Origin of the sequence: Streptomyces sp. NPDC090108, from assembly GCF_044747185.1 — a bacterium.
Taxonomy (GTDB): domain Bacteria; phylum Actinomycetota; class Actinomycetes; order Streptomycetales; family Streptomycetaceae; genus Streptomyces.
On the sequence record NZ_JBIVDQ010000002.1, the window covers coordinates 331,960 to 350,084 of the forward strand.

At 71.9% G+C, this 18,125-nt stretch carries 13 protein-coding genes; 9 read left to right on the forward strand and 4 right to left on the reverse strand.

What is annotated here, in order from left to right; all coding sequences use genetic code 11:
* Window positions 1-217 precede the first annotated feature (217 nt).
* The 3 genes from ACIPRD_RS06795 (at window position 218) to ACIPRD_RS06805 (ending at window position 4,400) form a co-directional block, all read left to right on the forward strand.
* The gene (locus ACIPRD_RS06795; RefSeq protein ID WP_356408183.1) at window positions 218-910 is read left to right on the forward strand and encodes a GNAT family N-acetyltransferase; all 693 of its coding nucleotides are present in this window, start codon (window positions 218-220) and stop codon (window positions 908-910) included.
* Window positions 911-1,162: 252 nt separating this feature from the next.
* Window positions 1,163-3,577: a GH32 C-terminal domain-containing protein gene (locus ACIPRD_RS06800; RefSeq protein ID WP_401560582.1), complete on the forward strand. Its 2,415-nt coding sequence runs from the start codon at window positions 1,163-1,165 to the stop codon at window positions 3,575-3,577.
* A gap of 151 nt (window positions 3,578-3,728) precedes the next feature.
* Window positions 3,729-4,400 carry a LysE family translocator gene (locus ACIPRD_RS06805; RefSeq protein WP_401560585.1) on the forward strand — a complete coding sequence of 224 codons (672 nt, stop codon included), beginning with the start codon at window positions 3,729-3,731 and terminating at the stop codon, window positions 4,398-4,400.
* A gap of 159 nt (window positions 4,401-4,559) precedes the next feature.
* Here ACIPRD_RS06805 and ACIPRD_RS06810 read toward each other — a convergent pair whose 3' ends face one another.
* Entirely contained in the window at window positions 4,560-5,858 is a 1,299-nt protein-coding gene (locus ACIPRD_RS06810) for a DUF1479 domain-containing protein (RefSeq protein WP_401560588.1), read from the reverse strand.
* A gap of 489 nt (window positions 5,859-6,347) precedes the next feature.
* Entirely contained in the window at window positions 6,348-7,556 is a 1,209-nt protein-coding gene (locus tag ACIPRD_RS06815) for an ROK family transcriptional regulator (RefSeq protein ID WP_356408166.1), read from the reverse strand.
* Between the two features lie 403 nt (window positions 7,557-7,959).
* On the opposite strand from ACIPRD_RS06815, the gene ACIPRD_RS06820 reads away from it, so the two are divergent.
* The 5 genes from ACIPRD_RS06820 (at window position 7,960) to ACIPRD_RS06840 (ending at window position 13,939) form a co-directional block, all read left to right on the forward strand.
* Entirely contained in the window at window positions 7,960-9,669 is a 1,710-nt protein-coding gene (locus tag ACIPRD_RS06820) for a sodium:solute symporter family protein (RefSeq protein ID WP_401560591.1), read from the forward strand.
* Window positions 9,670-9,683: 14 nt separating this feature from the next.
* Window positions 9,684-10,001 (forward strand): hypothetical protein, encoded by a 318-nt coding sequence (locus ACIPRD_RS06825; RefSeq protein ID WP_356408160.1) that lies wholly within the window; start codon window positions 9,684-9,686, stop codon window positions 9,999-10,001.
* Window positions 10,002-10,144: 143 nt separating this feature from the next.
* A complete protein-coding gene (locus tag ACIPRD_RS06830; RefSeq protein WP_356408157.1) occupies window positions 10,145-10,975 on the forward strand; it encodes an aldo/keto reductase in 831 nt (276 codons plus the stop codon).
* Between the two features lie 374 nt (window positions 10,976-11,349).
* Complete coding sequence (locus ACIPRD_RS06835) at window positions 11,350-12,627, forward strand: family 16 glycosylhydrolase (protein ID WP_401560596.1); 1,278 nt, start codon at window positions 11,350-11,352, stop codon at window positions 12,625-12,627.
* Between the two features lie 112 nt (window positions 12,628-12,739).
* Window positions 12,740-13,939, forward strand: coding sequence for a beta-1,3-glucanase family protein (locus ACIPRD_RS06840; RefSeq protein WP_356408151.1), 1,200 nt, complete (start codon window positions 12,740-12,742; stop codon window positions 13,937-13,939).
* Between the two features lie 186 nt (window positions 13,940-14,125).
* On the opposite strand, the gene ACIPRD_RS06845 is transcribed toward ACIPRD_RS06840, so the two are convergent.
* Both ACIPRD_RS06845 and ACIPRD_RS06850 read right to left on the reverse strand, forming a co-directional pair.
* Window positions 14,126-15,583, reverse strand: a complete 1,458-nt coding sequence (locus tag ACIPRD_RS06845; protein ID WP_401560599.1) for a sugar porter family MFS transporter — start codon at window positions 15,581-15,583, stop codon at window positions 14,126-14,128.
* Complete coding sequence (locus tag ACIPRD_RS06850) at window positions 15,580-16,632, reverse strand: zinc-dependent alcohol dehydrogenase family protein (RefSeq protein ID WP_401560602.1); 1,053 nt, start codon at window positions 16,630-16,632, stop codon at window positions 15,580-15,582. The genes ACIPRD_RS06845 and ACIPRD_RS06850 overlap by 4 nt, the downstream gene beginning before the upstream one ends.
* Window positions 16,633-16,849: 217 nt before the next feature.
* Here ACIPRD_RS06850 and ACIPRD_RS06855 point away from each other — a divergent pair, with 217 nt between their 5' ends.
* Window positions 16,850-18,001, forward strand: coding sequence for a LacI family DNA-binding transcriptional regulator (locus ACIPRD_RS06855; protein WP_401560605.1), 1,152 nt, complete (start codon window positions 16,850-16,852; stop codon window positions 17,999-18,001).
* The last annotated feature ends 124 nt before the right edge of the window (window positions 18,002-18,125 follow it).

The following is an 18,125-nucleotide window of genomic DNA, read 5'->3' on the forward strand; positions in this document are numbered from 1 at the left end:
CGTAAGATCATCCCCAGCCTCCTGCCGTCCGTCCACGGCCGAGGTGGGGGTACCGCATCTCCATGGGCGGGACATGGTGCATGTCACCTAAATGTCCCCCTTTCTTTACTGGCCCTTTCCTCATTGGGCCGGGCTCGGGCCGCATGCTGAACCACCGCCATCGCACCGGGGCGTCGGTGGCGGTCAGCACTCCCATTCACGAAGGACCGAAGGCCCTGTGCCCGCACCTGTTGTTCTCACCGGCCGCAATGTGCGGCTCGAGCCGCTCGCTCCGCATCACGCCGAGGCCCTGGCCGCGGCCGGAGGCGAGGACCGTACGACCTACGCTTTCACCCCCGTCCCGCAGGGCGTGGAAGCGGCCCGCGGCTATGTCGAGCGTGCGCTCGGCGAACAGGCCCTCGGCCGCATCCTGCCCTTCGCGGTGATCAGCACCGCGAGCGGGCTGGTGGTGGGTGCCACACGTTTCCTCGAACTCGACTACTGGCAGGGCCCGCTGGTCTGGCCGTCCGTCCCGGGCGTCCCGTACGGCGACCCGCTCACCGCGGTGCCCGACGCCGCGGAGATCGGCAACACCTGGCTCGCGCCCAGGGCCCAGGGCACCGGTGTCAACACCGAGGCGAAGCTGCTGATGCTGCGCCATGCCTTCGAGACCTGGGGCGTGCGCCGCATCTCCTTCCGCGCCGACGCCCGCAACGTGCGCTCCCGCGCCGCCATCGAACGCCTCGGCGCCACCTGCGAGGGCGTCCGCCGCGCCCACTCGCGCGGACTGGACGGCGTCGTGCGCAACACGGCGTTCTACTCGATCCTCGACGAGGAGTGGCCGACCGTCCGCGACATCATCGAACTGCGCATGGCCGGCACGGTGTCCCCGGCCGTCCTGGACCGTGCGCCGGACGCCGCCTGCACCTGACCGTGCGCGAGTGCGCCCCGTGTCCGGCCGTCCGCCGGGCGCGGGGCGCTCCCGACTGCGGGCGGCGGTGGTCCGTACCGGGCGTCCGCCGCGTCCGGGAAGCGCCGGTCGCGCGGATCGGGGCCGTCCGATGCGTTGACGGGCCGTGCGCACGGCCGCATCATCGGACACCGGTCGGTCGTACGCGACAACGATGTCAGAGCGCGTGAATGTCATGCACCTGTCTATCCAGTGCCGCGGGAGTGGGATCACATGCGTCGAAGAGCCTGGGCCCTGCTTCTCCCTCTCGCCGCGCTCCTGGCCGCACTCCTTCCGTGCACGCCCGCGGCGGCCGGGACCGTGCAGGACTACCCGGAGTTCCCCTATCCGCCGACCACCTACAGCGAGCCGTACCGGGGCCAGTTCCACTTCAGCTCCAGGTCCGGCTGGATGAACGACCCCAACGGACTCGTCTACGCCAACGGGCACTACCACTTCTTCTACCAGCACAACCCGCACGGCCTGGCCTGGGACACCATGCACTGGGGCCACGCCACCAGCCCCGATCTGGTCCACTGGACGCAGAAGCCGGTGGCCCTGGAACCCGGGGTCCACCCCGGCACCCTGTTCTCCGGCGGCGGGGTCGTCGACAAGGACGACACCTCGGGTCTCAGGACCGGCTCGTCCGACCCGATCGTCGTGTTCTCGGGCATCGACGGCGTGAGCGTCTTCTACAGCAACGACGACGGGCGGACCTTCCAGGCCTACGACAAGGGACGCAAGGTCATCGACATCCCGGCCGACAGCCGTGACCCCAAGGTCTTCTGGGACGCGGCCCGGCACCGCTGGGCGATGGTGGTGTGGTCCTCCCAGGACGGCAACGGCGTGAACATCTACACCTCGCCCGACCTGCTGCACTGGACGTTCGCCAGCCGCTACACCGCCCCCTGGCTGTTCGAGTGCCCCGACCTGTACCCCCTCGCCCTGGACGGCGACCCGGGCCGGCAGAAGTGGATACTGACCTCCGCGTCCAGCCAGTACGTCGTCGGCTCCTTCGACGGCACGACGTTCACCACCGACCGGCCCCAGCCGCAGCAGATGGACCTCGGCACCACCTACGCGGGCGGCAGTTTCTACGCGGCCGAGACGTTCACCGGCGCACCCGGCGGACGCACCGTGCAGATGGCCTGGCAGGGCGGCAACTACGGCAGCACCTGGACCGGCGACGCCACCTTCCCCGCGACCCTCGCCCTGGTCACCACCCCCGACGGCCCGCGCATCACCCGTACCCCTGTGGCGGAACTGGAGTCCCTCGCCTCGGACAGCCGGACCTGGAAGAACCGCACACTCGACTCCGCCACCCGGCCCGACCCCCTCGCGGGCGTCAAGGCCGACACCTATGAGCTGACCGCGCAGTTCGACGTCAGGGGAGCCACGGCCGAGACGTTCGGCTTCGACCTGCACCTGCGCTCCGACGGCACCGCCGACCGCCGGGTGGTCTACGACACCCGGGCCCAGACGCTCCAGGGCAAGCCGCTCAGGCCGAGGGACGGCAAGGTCACGATGCGGATCCTCGTGGACCGCGGCCAGTTGGAGATCTTCGCGGACGGTGGCCTGTACTCCCTGTCCGACAACGCCTCCTTCGACTCCTCCGCCGACAGCCAGGGCATCGGACTCTTCTCCCTCGGCGGCAAGGTGACCCTGGACAGCGCGACCTTCACCCGCCTCAACACCAGTTGGGGCACGGGGCAGTCCACGCTGCGGAGCGACCTGAACGGCCCCTGGCACGCCTCCGGCGGAACCTGGAGCGACACCGGCGGCGGCAAACGGGTGTCCGCCCCCGGCGACGCCTTCTACCTCAGCGCGAGCGCCGGGAGCGACGCGACCTACCAGGGCGACATCAGCCTCGACACCGCGCGGGCCGGCGGCCTCACCTTCCGCGCGGACGCGGCGGGCGCCGGGTACACCGCCAACGTCGACACCTCCGGCATGGTCAAACTCTGGCGCCCGGGCCGGGACATCGCCACGTACGCCACGCCCGTCGCGGCGGGCAGCACCCACCATCTGAAGGTGCGCACGGACGGCGACCGGATCCGCGTCTGGCTCGACAACGGCACCGACCCGGTCATCGACGCGACCGACGGCACCTACGCGAGCGGCCTGTTCGGCGCCAACGTCTACAACGGCACCGCCACCGTGCAGAATCTCGACACCGGCACCGGCGGCCTCGCCTCGTTCACCGCCGGACGCTGGAGCCCGCGGGACGGCACCTGGACGGTCGAGCCGGACGGGCTGCACGGCACCGGCGCCCAGGACGCGTTCTACCTCAGCGACCGCACCGGCGCGGACTTCACCTACCAGGGCGATCTCTCGGTCACGAACGGCACCGCCACCGGTCTGACCTTCCGGGCCGGTTCCGGCGGCGCCGGCTACACGGCGAACATCGACACCTCCGGCGTGGTCAAACTCTGGCGCCCCGGCCGGGACATCGCGGCGTACAGGACGCAGATCGTCGAGGGCCGCGCCTATCACCTGAGGGTGCGCACCGACGGCGACCGCATCCGTGTCTGGTTCGGCGACGGACCGGATCCGGTCATCGACGCGACCGACGGCACCTACACCAGCGGCCTGTTCGGCGTGAACGTCTTCGCAGGGAACGCCGTGGCGCAGAACCTGAGCGTCGGCTGACCGCCGGCCGGACGGGCGGCCGCGCCGGACACCCGGCGTGGCGCGAAGTCCTCCCCGGCACCCCGACGTCCGGCCGGAACATCACCGGTAAGTGCTACTTTTCGCCCGGCCGTCGGCGGCGGGTACGTACGACGCAGGAAGGACGATCACTGTGTGGATCATCGGATTTCTCGCGGCGGCTCTGCTGGTCGCGCTGACTCCGGGTGCCAACAATCTGCTGGCACTGCGGCATGCCATGGTGCACAGCTTCGGCGGGGCGATGACCGGGGTCTGCGGACGGCTGGCCGCCTTCGCGATCCTCGTGGGCGCGGTCGTCGCCGGGCTGGGGCCGCTGCTCTCCGCCTCGGAGTGGGCGCTGACGGCCATCAAGTGGGCGGGCGTGGCCTACCTCCTGTATCTGGGTACGACCATCCTGTGGTCCAGCTTCCGCGACGGGGGCGTCGACTCCGGTGAGCCGGGCCCGGGTGGATCCGGCCCCGGTGAGAACGGCACGCCCGAACCCCCGGCACGCGGGACGCCGACGCTGCGGGCCCTGGCGCGCAAGGAGTTCCTCGTCGCGATCACCAACCCGAAGGCGGTCCTGGTCTTCACCGCCTTCGTCCCGCAGTTCGTCACCCCCGAACGCGGCTCCGTGGCCACCCAGCTCGCGACCCTCGGCGCGGTCTACCTCCTGGCGGAGGCGGCCGCGGCCGGAGCCTTCGCCGCCGCGGGCAGCGTGATCAGGACGGTCCGGCTCAGCCGTCGCGCGCACCGCAGGCTGGACCGCGCCACCGGTGGCGTACTGCTCGGCATGGCGGGCCTGCTCGCGGCGGAATCCGCCTGAGCGCCTGAGCGCCTGAGCGCCTGAGCGCCTGAGCGCCTGAGCGACGGAGCGGCGGCCCGGCACCGAGCGCCGGCCGGCCCGGAAGCGAGGCCGGCCCGGCACCGCGGCGGGCCCGGGTGGCACCGGAACGCCGCGCCCGAGCATGGGTCCGCGACCGTGTCAGCACTCCAGGCCGAGTCCGCGGCGCCCGGTGTCGTTCAGGTCCTCCGGGCCGAACCGGCCGGTCCAGGCGCGCTCGTAGTGCTCCTCGGGGAAGTCGCCCGGGCTGGAACCCGTGGCGAACGCCTCGCGCACGTCTGCCGCGTAGCTCTCGTTGCGGGAGCACCAGGGGGCGGCCGGGATGTACATGACGTTCCCCCAGCCCTTCTGGTCCGTGACCGGCGCGACGCTGTGGATCATGTCGCAGTGCCACCAGACCGAGTCGCCGGCCCTGACGTCCGGGATGCCGCTCAGCGCCTTCATGAGCAGCGGGTGCCAGCGCGTGCTCGCGGGGAAGACCTGGTTGGTGGTGACCCCGCACATGTCGTCCTCGGGGACGTCGGCCAGCAGCGGGCGCAGCATCAGGTAGGCCATCGCCTCGGGCACCGGCACCGTGTGCAGGACGCCCTGGTCGTGCTCCATGTCCGACAGGGCGGTCCAGCCCTGGAACGTGCGGAACGCCGAGCACATGGTGCTGCCCGGGTACTGCGGGCCGGTGGTCCGGTGGGCCGCGTCCCAGGGGTCGTAGAGCTCGACGCTGCCGTCGAAGAGGTGCCGGAAGGCCCGCTGGTTCTCCTGGGTCATCCACAGGTCGAGCGTGCCGGGGTCGCAGTGCGTGCCCAGCCCGCCGGAGTCGGTGCCCGGAGGGCGGCGGCGGATGCGGTCCGGGTACATGGCGTCGCGCTCGGGGTCGAACCATCGCACACCCTCGGACTCGTGCCGCCACAGCGAGTTCAGGAAGCTCTGGACCCGGGCCATCCGGTCGCTCTGACGCGCCTCCATCTGGGCGCGGGACCAGTAGATGGGGTAGATCTCGGGCTTGGAGCCGACACTGCCGAAGAAGTCGTCACCGGGACCGGCGTAGTTCTCGAAGAACTCGTTGCGCTCGACGTAGTCGACGATGCCGGAGTCCCACGCGAGGGCCTGCTCGCGCGCGAAGTGGCCCCGTACGACCAGACAGCCCCGGCGGCGGAGCTTGTCGAGCTGCTCGGGGGAGACCGAGCCCGCCTCGATGTCGGCGTAGTCGACGACGGGCCACACCTCCTCGCCGCGCTCCCTGTCCGCCTCGATCTCGGCGACCCGCGCGGCCACGCGCTGTTCCACGACGGCGAAGACCTCGTCCACGGTGCGTCCCGAAGCCTCGATACGGGCACGCAGCGCGGGCTTGATCCGGCGGATCGCCTCGGACAGATCCCCGGGCACGCTCTGCCAGTGCGGCAGAGCGGGCAGGGGCCGGGTCGGGTCGTTCGTGGGGGACATGGCGCAACCGCCTTTGGTCAGGAGCCCTTACTTGCGCCTCCGACGGTAACGAGCGAGAAATGTTTAGGCAAGGCTCCTGACTAAACAGTGCGGGACGACCGGCCGCGCCGACCGACGGGCACCTGGGCGGGACGGCCGACGACAGGACGGAACGGCGGCCGCCCACACCGGCCGGCAGCCGGCTCTGCCGGCCGGCGGGCGCCGGGCGTGACGGCGGACGGCATGGCGGAACGGCGGCCGCCCATACCGATCGGCGGGCACTGACACCCACCGAAGGCCGCCCACACCCACCGAAGGCCGCCCACACCCACCGAAGTTCTCCTGCACCGACCGAAGTCCGTCTGCATCGACCGACGGGCACCCGGCCCGGGCGAAGTGTCCACCCTCCGACGGGCACCCGGCCCGGGCGGACACCTCCGGAAGCCGCCCCCGTCGCAGCGGGCACCGGGCCCCGGCCGCCGCCCCCGCAGACGGCCGGGCGCCCGGTGCCTACGAGCGCTTGCCGCCCGCCCCGGCCCACAGGTCGGCCCGGGCCCGCCGCAGGGCGAGGGCGAGGGCTCCGCGCAGGACCGCCGTGTCGCCCAGGGTGCCGACCTCGATGGGCGGGGTGAGCGGCGCGAGATCCTGGACGGTGGCCCGCACCGGTTCGAGCAGCGCGGGGTGCAGGCCGATGGGGCCGCCGAGGAGCACGAGCTCGGGGTCGACCACCGCGCAGACCGCCGCGATGGCCTCGCCGATCGTGCGTCCCTCCCGCTCCACCACGGCCTTCGCCCCGGCGTCGCCCTTCGAGGCGCGGTCGAAGATCTGCCGCGCCACGTCGACGGCGACCTGCTCGCTGCCCGGTTCGCGATGGGGATGGAAACCCCCTGCCGCGACGGCCCTGGCGAACCCGTGCCTGCCGTGCCGCGGTCCGGGCGGCTGGGTGCTGACGCCGAGGTACCCGATCTCCCCGGCCACGCCCCGGGCGCCGCGGACCAGCTGGTCGCCGATCACCAGGCCCATGCCCATGCCGGCGCCGACGTAGACGTACGCGAAGCTGTCCGCCGTGCGCGCCGCACCGTGCCAGCGCTCGGCCAGGGCGGCGAGGTTGACGTCGTTCTCCACGAGGACCGGCGCGTCGACCGTGCCGTCGAGCGCCTCCTGGGGCTGGAACAGGCCTTCCGGGTAAGGGGTGTCGGGCAGGTCGACGACCTGGGAGGTCACCGGGTCGACCGGGTTGGCCACCGACACCGCCACCGCCAGGGGCCTGCCGTGGCCCGGCGATCCCTCGGCGACCGCCGCGCCCACCAGGTCGCGCAACTGCGCCGCGACGAGGGCCGGGTCGCGCGGCCGCACCGGGACGACGTGCGTGCTCTCCAGGAACGGCCGGCCGAACAGATCGGCCGCGCACACGCGGATCTGGGCCGGATTGAGGTCCACGGCCACGACGAAACCGGCCGTGGGGGCGACCTGGTAGTACGTGCCCACCCGGCCCTGGCGGCCGCGCTGTTCGCCCGCGGGCAGCAGCAGGCCCGCCGCCTCCAGCCGGCGCACCGCCTCGGAGACGGTGGTCTTGGAGATCCCGGTGTGCTGGGCGATCTCCGCCCGCGTGACGGGGGCCTGCTCGAAGACCGTGTCCAGCACGATCTGATCGGTCAGTTCCCGCAGCAGCGTCATGCTCGGCAGCGCCTGCAGGCCGAGTCCCTTGCGGATCTCCATCTCACCCCTTGTGGCCGGATGTCGCTGCTGTTACGTTAGCGCGCAATCTTTGGTCAGGCCTCCTTCCTAACTATCGACTGAGCAGGGCGGACGCCCACGAGACCGGCCTGATGGGACCGGCCCACCAGCACCTGGGCACGGCGCATCGGACCGGCCTCCGAACCCCCGCCCGCGACAGCCGGCCACGAAGGCCGACCCCCGCACGCCGCCCCCGTACGGAACGCACGCACCCGCGTCCGGCCGGTCGGCCGACGGACCCCCGACGCCCGGAAAGCAGGGACATCCACCATGAGGCAATCCGCACAGGCCCCGGAGCCACCAGACCCGGCCGGACCCCTGCCGGGCCGGGCACGCGCCCTGGCCGGCACCCCGGTCCCGACGTGCCGCCGGGGAGGTGAGAGCGGTGTACGCACTCGCTGACGCGGACCTCCGGCTGGACGCCGGACCGGTCGACTACGTGCTGATCGCGGTCTACTTCGCCTTCGTGCTGGGCATCGGGGTCGTGGCCCGCCGCAAGGTGGCCTCCAGCATGGACTTCTTCCTGTCCGGCCGCTCCATGCCGGCCTGGGTCACCGGACTCGCGTTCATCTCCGCCAACCTGGCGGCCGTCGAGATCCTCGGCATGACGGCCGACGGCGCGCAGTACGGGCTGCCCTCGGTGCACTACTACTGGATCGGCGCCGTACCGGCCATGGTCTTCCTCGGCCTGGTCATGATGCCCTTCTACTACGGCTCGAAGGTCCGCAGCGTCCCCGAGTTCCTGCTGCGGCGCTTCGGCCGCTTCGCCCACCTCGTGAACTCGGTCAGCTTCGGACTCGCCCAGGTGCTGATCGCCGGCGTGAACCTCTACGCCCTGTCCACCGTGGTGAACCTGCTGCTCGGCTGGCCGTCCTGGCTGTCGATCCTCGCCGCCGGCGCGATCGTCCTCGTCTACACCCTCCTCGGCGGCCTCTCCGCGGCCATCTACAACGAGGTCATGCAGTTCTTCGTGGTCCTGGCCCTGCTCGTGCCGCTGACGGTCGTCGGGCTGCACCGGACCGGCGGGTGGAGCGGCCTGGTCCACAAGATCGACGGCTCGAACGGCGACGCCGCCCTCCAGCTCCACTCCTGGCCGGGCACCAATCTCACCGGGATCGGCAGCTCCACGCTCTCGGTGCTCGGCATCGTCTTCGGCCTCGGGTTCGTGCTGTCCTTCGGGTACTGGACGACCAACTTCACCGAGGTGCAGCGCGCCCTGTCGGCGAAGAGCATGTCCGCGGCCCGGCGCACCCCGCTGATCGGCGCCTTCCCCAAGACGCTGATCATCCTGGTCATCATGATCCCCGGCATGGCCGCGGCCGTCCTCTCCCCGGAACTGGCCGCGCTCAAGGCCGCCAACGCCGCCGACCCCGGGGTGCAGAGCCTGCACGGGGTGTCCTTCAACAACTCCATCGAGCTGCTGATGCGGGACCTGCTGCCCAACGGCATGCTCGGCGTCGCGATCGCCGGACTGCTCGCCGCCTTCATGGCGGGCATGGCCGCCAACGTCAGCTCCTTCAACACCGTCGTCACGTACGACATCTGGCAGACGTACGTGCGCAAGGGCCGGCCGGACGAGTACTACCTGCGCACGGGCCGTGTCCTCACGGTGGTCGGATGCGTGCTGGCGATCGGCACCGCGTTCATCGCCGGGAACTTCGGCAACATCATGGACTACCTCCAGACGCTCTTCGGCTTCTTCAACGCGCCCCTGTTCGCCACCTTCATCCTGGGCATGTTCTGGAAGCGCATGACACCGGCGGCCGGAGGCGTCGGCCTCATCGCCGGCACCGCGTCGGCGGTCACCGTGGACATGCTCAACCGGTTCGGGGTGATGCACGTCTCCGGCCAGGGCGCCAGCTTCCTCGGGGCCATCGCCGCCTTCGTCGTCGACATCCTGCTGAGCGTCGCCGTCTCGCTCGCGACCCGGCCCAAGCCCGACAGCGAACTCGCCGGTCTCGTCTGGTCCCTGACCCCGCGCGACCACCGTACGCACAGCGAGACGGGCGACGACGCCGGCTGGTACCGCAAGCCCGCCGTGCTCGCCACCGGCGTACTCGTCCTGACCGCCGCGCTGAACATCGCCTTCTGGTGAGAGGGGAAGACCCCATGTCCGACAACACCGACCTGCCGGCCACGGCGCCCGCGAGGTCCGCGCACCTGCTGTTCGATCTGCGCAGCATCATCGCCGCCCTGTTCGGGATCTACGGCGTCGTGCTCACCGCCATGGGCGCGACCGGGGCGAGCGGCGAGGAACTCCGCAAGTCCGGGGGCTGGAACGTCAACCTCTGGTGCGGGATCGCCATGCTGGCCCTCACCGCCTCCTTCGCCGCGTGGGTGATCCTGCGCCCCACGCCCGCGCCGGACGCCTCCGTACCCGCGGCGGAGCCCGAGGCCGAGCGCGCCGTCCCCGCGCAGACCGCCTGACCTCACCGGGCCCGGCGGCCCGCGGACCCCTCCGCACCGCCGGGCCCGGTGCCTGTCCCGTCCCTCTTCCTTCTTCCTTTCCCCTCTCTCGCCCCGCCCTCCCTCGTCCCTCCCTCGTCCCACCCTCGACCACAAGGACTTCCATGAGCACGGTCCCCACGCGCCTTCTCCCGGACGGGCTTTCCCTCCCCTGCGTCGGCTTCGGCACCTATCCGCTCGCCGGACAGGAGGCCGAGACCGCGGTCCTGAGCGCGTTCGACGCCGGTTACCGGCTCATCGACACGGCCGCCAGCTACGGCAATGAGGCCGAGGTCGGCCGGGCCGTCGCCGCGAGCGGCCTGCCGCGCGAGGAGGTGCTCGTCACCACCAAGCTGCGCGGGGCCGACCACGGTTACGAGCCGACGCTGCGCGCGTTCGCGGCGTCCGCCGAGCGGCTGGGTGTCGACTACGTGGACCTCTACCTGATCCACTGGCCGCTTCCCCGGCTCGACGCCTACGCCGACTCCTGGCGGGCGATGACCGAACTGCGGGAACAGGGCCTGGTGCGCTCGATCGGCGTCAGCAACTTCACCGTGGACCAGCTCGATCGGCTCGCCGCGGAGACCGGCGTCATGCCGTCGGTCAACCAGATCGAGATGCACCCGCACTTCCCGCAGGAGCGGCTGCGCGAGGAGCACGCCCGCCGGGGCGTCACGATCCAGAGCTGGAGCCCGCTGGGACGCGGCGACGGGCTGCTCGCGGAGCCGGCCGTGACCGAGGTGGCCCGTGCCCACGGAGTGACGCCGGCCCAGGTGGTGCTGCGCTGGCACCTCCAGCTCGGCGTGGTCCCGGTCCCCAAGTCGGCGTCCCCCGCGCGCCAGCGGGCCAACCTCGACCTCTTCGGCTTCACCCTGAGCGAGGAGGAGACCGCGGCCCTGTCGGCCCTCGAACGCGGGCGCACAGGCGGGGACCCCGACACCCACGAGGAGTTCTGAGACCTCCGTCGCACCCCCTCGCCCCGCCGGACACCCCCAGGGCCCCCGGCCCGTGTTCGCCCGCTGACGCGGCGTGCACGGGCCGGGGGCCCTTCTTAAGAGCGGCTTAAACGCGTCTTAAGCCTGTGCGGGAAACTCTGTCGCTTCTCAAGTAGCCGCAGTTCAGAGGCATTTGAGGGGGCGCACTCCGGTTGGCGGGGTGGTTGAACGTGCGTATTGTCGGTGCCCACCGACGGCGCTCGCCGTCCCGGTGAGAGCGCTCTCAGGCTCTCCGCCGCCTGCGGCACGCGCTCCTGTCCGCGCCGCACACCCGCGAGTCCCCGCTCGGCTCACGACCGCATGTTCCCCCCCCAAGACAAGGTGCGTCACCCCACATGGCCGCTCACCGCTCCCGCCGATGGACCCTAGGAGGGTCGGCGTGTCTCCTCGCCGCCGCCCTCGCCTCGGCCGTCCTGTTCAACACCACCGGACCCGCCGCGCACAACGCGAACGCCGCGACCGTGCAGACCTGGTCCGACGACTTCGACGGGGCCGCGGGCAGCGCGCCCGACCCGGGCAAGTGGTCCCTGGAGACGGGCGGCGGCGGCAACGGCAACCACGAACTCCAGTACTACACGAAGAACACGGGCAACGCCGCGCTCGACGGCAACGGCGACCTGGTCATCACCGCCCGCAAGAACAGCGACCCTGGCCTGCAGTGCTGGTACGGGACGTGCCAGTACACCTCGGCCCGGCTGAACACCGCGCAGACCTTCACCCAGGCGTACGGCCACTACGAGGCCCGCATCAAGATCCCCCGCGGCCAGGGCGTCTGGCCGGCCTTCTGGATGCTGGGCGACAACCTCGGCAGCGCCGGGTGGCCGAACAGCGGCGAGATCGACATCATGGAGAACGTCGGCAAGGAGCCCGGCACCGTCCACGGCACCATCCACGGCCCCGGCTACTCCGGCGCCGGCGGCATCGGAGCGGCGTACACCCTGCCCGACGGCAAGGCCTTCGCGGACGACTTCCACGTCTTCGCGGTCGACTGGAGCCCGAACGCCATCACCTGGTCCGTCGACGGCAAGAACTACGAGACCCGCACCCCGGCCGACGTGAACGGCAACAAGTGGGTCTACGACCACCCCTTCTTCATCATCCTGAACCTCGCGGTCGGCGGTGACTGGCCCGGCAGCCCCGACGGCGGCACCTCCTTCCCGCAGAGCATGACCGTCGACTACGTCCACGTCACGACCTCGGACAGCCCCGACTCCGGCAACGGCGGCACGAGCCGTACCGGCGCCATCAAGGGCATCGGCGGCATGTGCGTGGACGTCGCGGGCGCCTCCAGCGCCGACGGGACCCCCATCCAGCTGCACGACTGCAACGGCGCCGACGCCCAGAAGTGGACCCTGGGCACCGACGGCACCGTACGGGCGCTCGGCAAGTGCCTCGACGTCAAGGGCGGTTCGACCGACGCCGGAGCCGCCGTCCAGCTCTACGGCTGCAACGGGACCAAGGCCCAGCAGTGGGCGTACACCTCGGCCCACGACCTGACCAACGTCGGCGCCGACAAGTGCCTCGACGCGACCGGCAACTCCGCGGCCGACGGCACCCGGCTGCAGATCTGGACGTGCGGCGGCACCGCCAACCAGAAGTGGACCGTCGGCTGAGGCGCTCCGCCCGCCCGGACCCCTTCCCACGCACCCCCCCACCCACCCCCCACCAGAGCGGTCCCGGCCTGCGCCGAGGACGGGACCGCACTCCATGGCAAGGAGCTCACCCATGACGCCTCGTCACCAGCGCAACATGACCCGCCGCAAGATGATGTTCGCCCTCGGCGGCGCCGCCGTGGGAGTTCCGGCCCTCGCCGCGCTCGCCCCGTACGCGCTCGCCGGCCAGACCGACGCCAAGACCGCGGCGGCGGCCGGTTCGCTCCCGGTGACCGTCGTCAACAGGACCGGCTCCTTCGACAACGCCTCCGCGCACCTCTACGTCGTCGGCAACCTGGACGGCAAGCAGGTCCGCCTCACCCAGGACGGCACGCTCGCCCCCATCGCCCTCTCCGACAACGGCGCCGACGGCTTCACCGACTACGCCATCCCGCTGTCCGGCAGCGGCGACACCAAGCTCAACCTGCCCTTCATGTCGGGACGCATCTACGTCTCCCTCGGCCAGAAGCTCAAGTTCAAGGCCGTCACCGACGGCAACGGCAACGCCGCGCTCCAGTTCCCGGCCGGCTGGGTCACCTCCGACCCCAACTTCGGGATCCTGCACGACTGCGCCGAGTTCACCTTCAACTCGGGCGGCATGTTCTGCAACACCACCATGGTCGACATGTTCAGCATCCCGATGAGCATCCGGCTCACGGGGCAGAAGGACCAGACCACGGGCACGCTGCGCGACGGCGGACGCGCCGCCGCCTTCGCGGCGGTCAAGCAGGTCGAGGAGTTCTCGAAGCTCGTCGTGGACGACACCCGCGTCATCGCCCCTGGCCACGGACTGGACTCGGGCATCTTCGCCAAGGACTACTTCGCCCCGTACATCGACCAGGTGTGGAGCACCTACACCGGCAAGGACCTGAAGATCAGCACCAACGCCGGCACGTTCACCGGCCGGGTGCGCGGCGACCGGTTCACCTTCGACGGTCCCGCCTCGGTGTCCTTCGCCAAGCCCTCCACGCGTGACGTCCTCTTCTGCGACGGCAACCTCGCCGCGCCGAACGACGGCACCACCGGCCCCGTCGCCGCCGTGCTCGGCGCCGGCTTCAACCGCTCCACGCTGATCAGCCAGACCGCCCAGCCCGCCACCGACCCGGCCGCGTTCTACCAGGGCGCCCTGACCAACCACTACTCCAAGGCGATCCACGCGGCCACCAAGGACGGCAAGGCCTACGGCTTCGCCTTCGACGACGTCGCGGACTTCGCCTCCTACATCCAGGACACGGCGCCCACCGGTTTCACGCTGACGCTCACGGCGTTCTGAGCACGCCGGGCGGTCCGGGATCCTCGTGCCCCGGGATCCTCGTGCTCCGGGATTCCGGGCCCCAGGATCACGCCGGAGCGCCGCCGGTCACCCGCGGCCGCCCCGTGAGCGGCCGTGACCGTTCCGTACGACGAGAGGCGCCCGGCCGGAGAATCTCTCCGGCCGGGCGCCTCTCGTCGGGTCCGGTCAGCTCACCGACGCCGTCGGCGCGGGTGCCTCCTCGGCCTCGGCCCCGTCCCGCCCGGCGGACGTGCCCCCGCGGTGCAGCAGGTCGCGCTCGATCTGCTCCAGGGTGCGTCCCCGGGTCTCCGGCAGCAGCCGCTTGACGAAGACACCGGAGAGGAACGTCGTGACCGCGAAGATCACGAAGTTGGCCCCGGCACCCCAGGCGCTGAGCAGCGACGGGAAGACCAGCGCCACGGCCATGTTGAAGAGCCAGTTGAAGACGACGCACACACCGACGGCGCCCGCGCGGATGCGGGTGGGGAACAGCTCGGGCAGCATCACCCACTGCACCGGGCCCCAGGAAGCGGCGAACGAGGCGACGTAGAGCGCGACACCGAACAGGGTCAGCGGCGCGAGCAGCGGCCCGTGACCGAGCGGCGTCAGGTTCACCGCGGCCAGCACGGCCATGCCGGCGCACATGCCGACCGAGCCCCACAGCAGCAGGGGGCGGCGCCCGCGGCGGTCGATGAGACGCATCGCGGGAAGCGTCATCAGCATGTTGACCAGGCCGATGCCGACGTTCGCAAGGATCGCTCCGTCGTCGCCGAACCCGATGCTGGTCAGCAGCGTCGGGGCGTAGTAGATGATCGTGTTGATGCCGCCGAAGTTCTGGAAGAACACCAGCAGCAGGCCCACCACGAGCACGGGCCGCAGCCGGGGCGCGAACAGGTCGCGCAGCGTCAGCCGCCGCGTCTCCGCCCGCTCCTCCTCCAGCGTCCTCTCGATCTCCAGCAGCTCGGTCCGCGCGGCCCGGCCGTCCCCGCGCAGACGGGTCAGCACGGCACGGGCGTCGTCCGGCCGGCCCCGCCCCACGAGCCAGCGCGGGCTCTCCGGCTGCGTCAGGATGCCGAGGGCGAGCACCGCCGCGGGCAGCACACCGAGACCGATCATCCAGCGCCAGGCGTGCGCGGGGGCCAGCGCGTAGTCCGTGACGTAGGCCAGGAAGATGCCCACGGTCACCAGGAGCTGCATCAGGGAGGCGAGACCGCCCCGCACCTCCACCGGCGCCAGCTCCGTCAGATAGAGCGGCACGACGACCGACGCGATGCCGACACCGACGCCGATGACCACCCGCGCGCCGATCAGGAACGGCGCCTCGGAGGCGACGGCGGCGGCGAGGGTGCCCACGATGAAGACGAGCGCGGCGCCCAGGATCAGACGGCGCCTGCCCCAGGCGTCGGAGAGCTTTCCGGCCAGCCCGGCGCCCGCCATGGCGCCCACCAGCAGGCCGGACACGACCAGCCCCTCCATCAGGGGCGACAGGCGGATGTCCTGGCGGATGAAGAGCATCGCGCCGGAGATCACCCCGGTGTCGTAGCCCCACAGGATGCCTCCGAGGGCACCGAACACCCAGATCAGGGCGTTGCGCAGCCGTGGCCGCCCCTTCGGCGCCACCCCCGCCGCCGGCCGCGCGCTCACGACGCCGAGCCCGCCGCCGTGCCCAGCGCCGTGGCCGCCGCGACACGCGGGTCGCCGGCCTGCGGGGCGAGGTGGATCTTCTGGCCCGAGCCCGAGCGGAAGCGCCGTACGGCCTCGTCGAACTCCTCCAGCGGCAGGACGTCGCTGACGAGCGGGTCCAGGTCGAGTCCGCCGGCCAGGATCTCCACGGCCGGCTGGAAGCCGTTGTGCACCGCCATCGAACCGATGATGTCGATCTCGCGGTTGTAGACCAGGAACGGCGAGAACGAGGCCCGCCGCGCCGGGTCGGCCACGCCGAACTGCAGGAACGTGCCGCCCTTGCGGACCCGGCCCAGACCGTCCTCGATGGCCGCGATGACGCCGGTCGCGTCGATGACGACCTCGAAACCGTGGTCCCGGCCCAGCTCCCCGGCGTTCGCCGCGGTCGCGTCGGCGCCCATGCGCCGGGCGAGCTCCAGGCGGCGGGTGTTGGGGTCGACGACCGACACGGAGGCCGCGCCGGAGTGCGCCACCAGGGCCGACATCATCAGGCCCATGGTCCCGGCGCCGTAGATCAGGTAGTGCTCACCGGGGCGGCGGGGGAGCCGGCTCAGACCGTGGACGGCGCACGAGAGCGGCTCGACGAGACCGGCGGCGGCCTCGGACAGCCCCTCGGGCAGGACATGGCAGCGCCCCGCGGGGACCGCCACGTACTCGGCGAAACCGCCGTCGCGGGTCACCCCGGTCGCGGTGTAGTGCTCGCAGAGGTTGCCGCGGCCGATCCTGCAGTAGTGGCAGGCGCCGCAGGGGGTGTTGGGGTCGACGGCGACCCGCTGGCCGACGCGCGGGAAGAGCACGTCCCTGCCGGTCCCGACGACGACTCCGGTCAGCTCGTGACCGGGTACGAGCGGGTAGGTCACGGACGGCAGCTCGCCGCCCAGGATGTGCATGTCCGTGCCGCAGAGACCGCAGGAGCTGACGCGGACGACCACCTCCGAGGGACCAGGACTCGGATCGGGTATGTCGGTCAGCTCGGCGCTTCCCGGCTGGGTGACCACGACAGCGCGCATGGCGCCTCCTCACGACGGTGTGCGGACGGATGTCGGCAGACGCCGGGAAACATAATCGGCGCGTAAGCGCTTGCGCAAACGCTTACGTGTGACTTTTCATAGGTCACTGACGTCTCATGGACGAACGAGACGGCCTCTCCCCACCCGCGCCCGCACCCGTCCGGCTCCGGCCCGGGACAGGCGCACACGCGGCAGCGGGGCACACGAAGGAGAACGGATGCGGACCATGGCGGACGTGGCGAGACACGCGGGTGTCTCGGTGGCCACGGTGTCCCACGTGCTGAACGCCACACGTCCGGTACGCCCGGCCACCCGCGACGCGGTGCTGCGCGCCATCGACGAGCTCGGCTACATCCACAACTCCCTGGCGAGGTCCCTCGTCACCTCCCGCACCCGCTCGGTCGGCCTCGCCGTCTCCGCGATCAGCAACCCGTACTTCACCGAGATCCTCCAGGGCGTCGAGGCCGAGGCCCTCGCCACCGGCTACGGACTGCTCATCGCCGACCCCCACGACGACCCGGCCCACGAACTGAGCGTCGTCCGCATGCTCCACGAACGCCGCGTCGACGGCGTGATCATCGCCCCGTCGGCCGAACCGTCCGCGCTGCTGGAGTACCTGGACCGCGCCGACGTCCCGGTCGTCTTCCTGGACCGCCTCGTCGACGAGGCGGAGCCGCCGGCGTACGACCAGGTGTGCGCCGACGGCGCCCCGCCCGTGCGGGAACTGGTCGAGCACCTCGCCGCGCTCGGGCACCGCCGGATCGCGATGGTCGCGGGACTCGCCGGACTGAGCACCACGACCGAGCGGATCGACGGATACCGGCAGGGGCTGCGGGCGGCCGGCCTCCCCTTCGACCCCGCCCTCCTCGCCCACGGAAGCTCCGCCTCGGACGGCGCCCGCCTCGCGACCGAGCGGCTCCTGTCCGGCCCCGGGCGCCCCACCGCCGTCATCGCGGCGAACAACGCGATGACCATCGGCGCGCTCCAGGCGCTCCGCGCCGCGGACCTGCGCATCCCCGAGGACATCGCGCTCGTCAGCTTCGACGACTTCGAATGGGCCGACCTCTTCTCGCCCAGCCTCACCGCCGTCCGCCAGCCGAGCCGTGACCTCGGCAGACTGGCACTGCAGCTCCTCCTCGAACGCCTGGACGAGCCGGACCGCGCCCCGCGGACCGTCCGGCTCCCCTGCACCGTCGTCCACCGCACGTCCTGCGGCTGCCCGCCGGGCACTCCGGTCACCACGGCATCGCATGCCTCTGCGGCCTCTGCTGCCTCTGAAGCTTCGGCGGGCTCTGCAGCTTCGGTGGCCTCTGCGGGCTCGGCGGCTTCGGCGGAATCCGAGGGGGCGCCGTCGCCGGGGCCCGGCTGACCTGCCCGTCCCGGCGGAGCGCCCCCCGGCCGTGCCCTCGCCGGCAGTCGCCGTCCCAGCCGCTCCGCCGCCCCGCTGTTCCGCCGTCATGCCGCACCACCGCTCACCGCACCACAGTTCACCG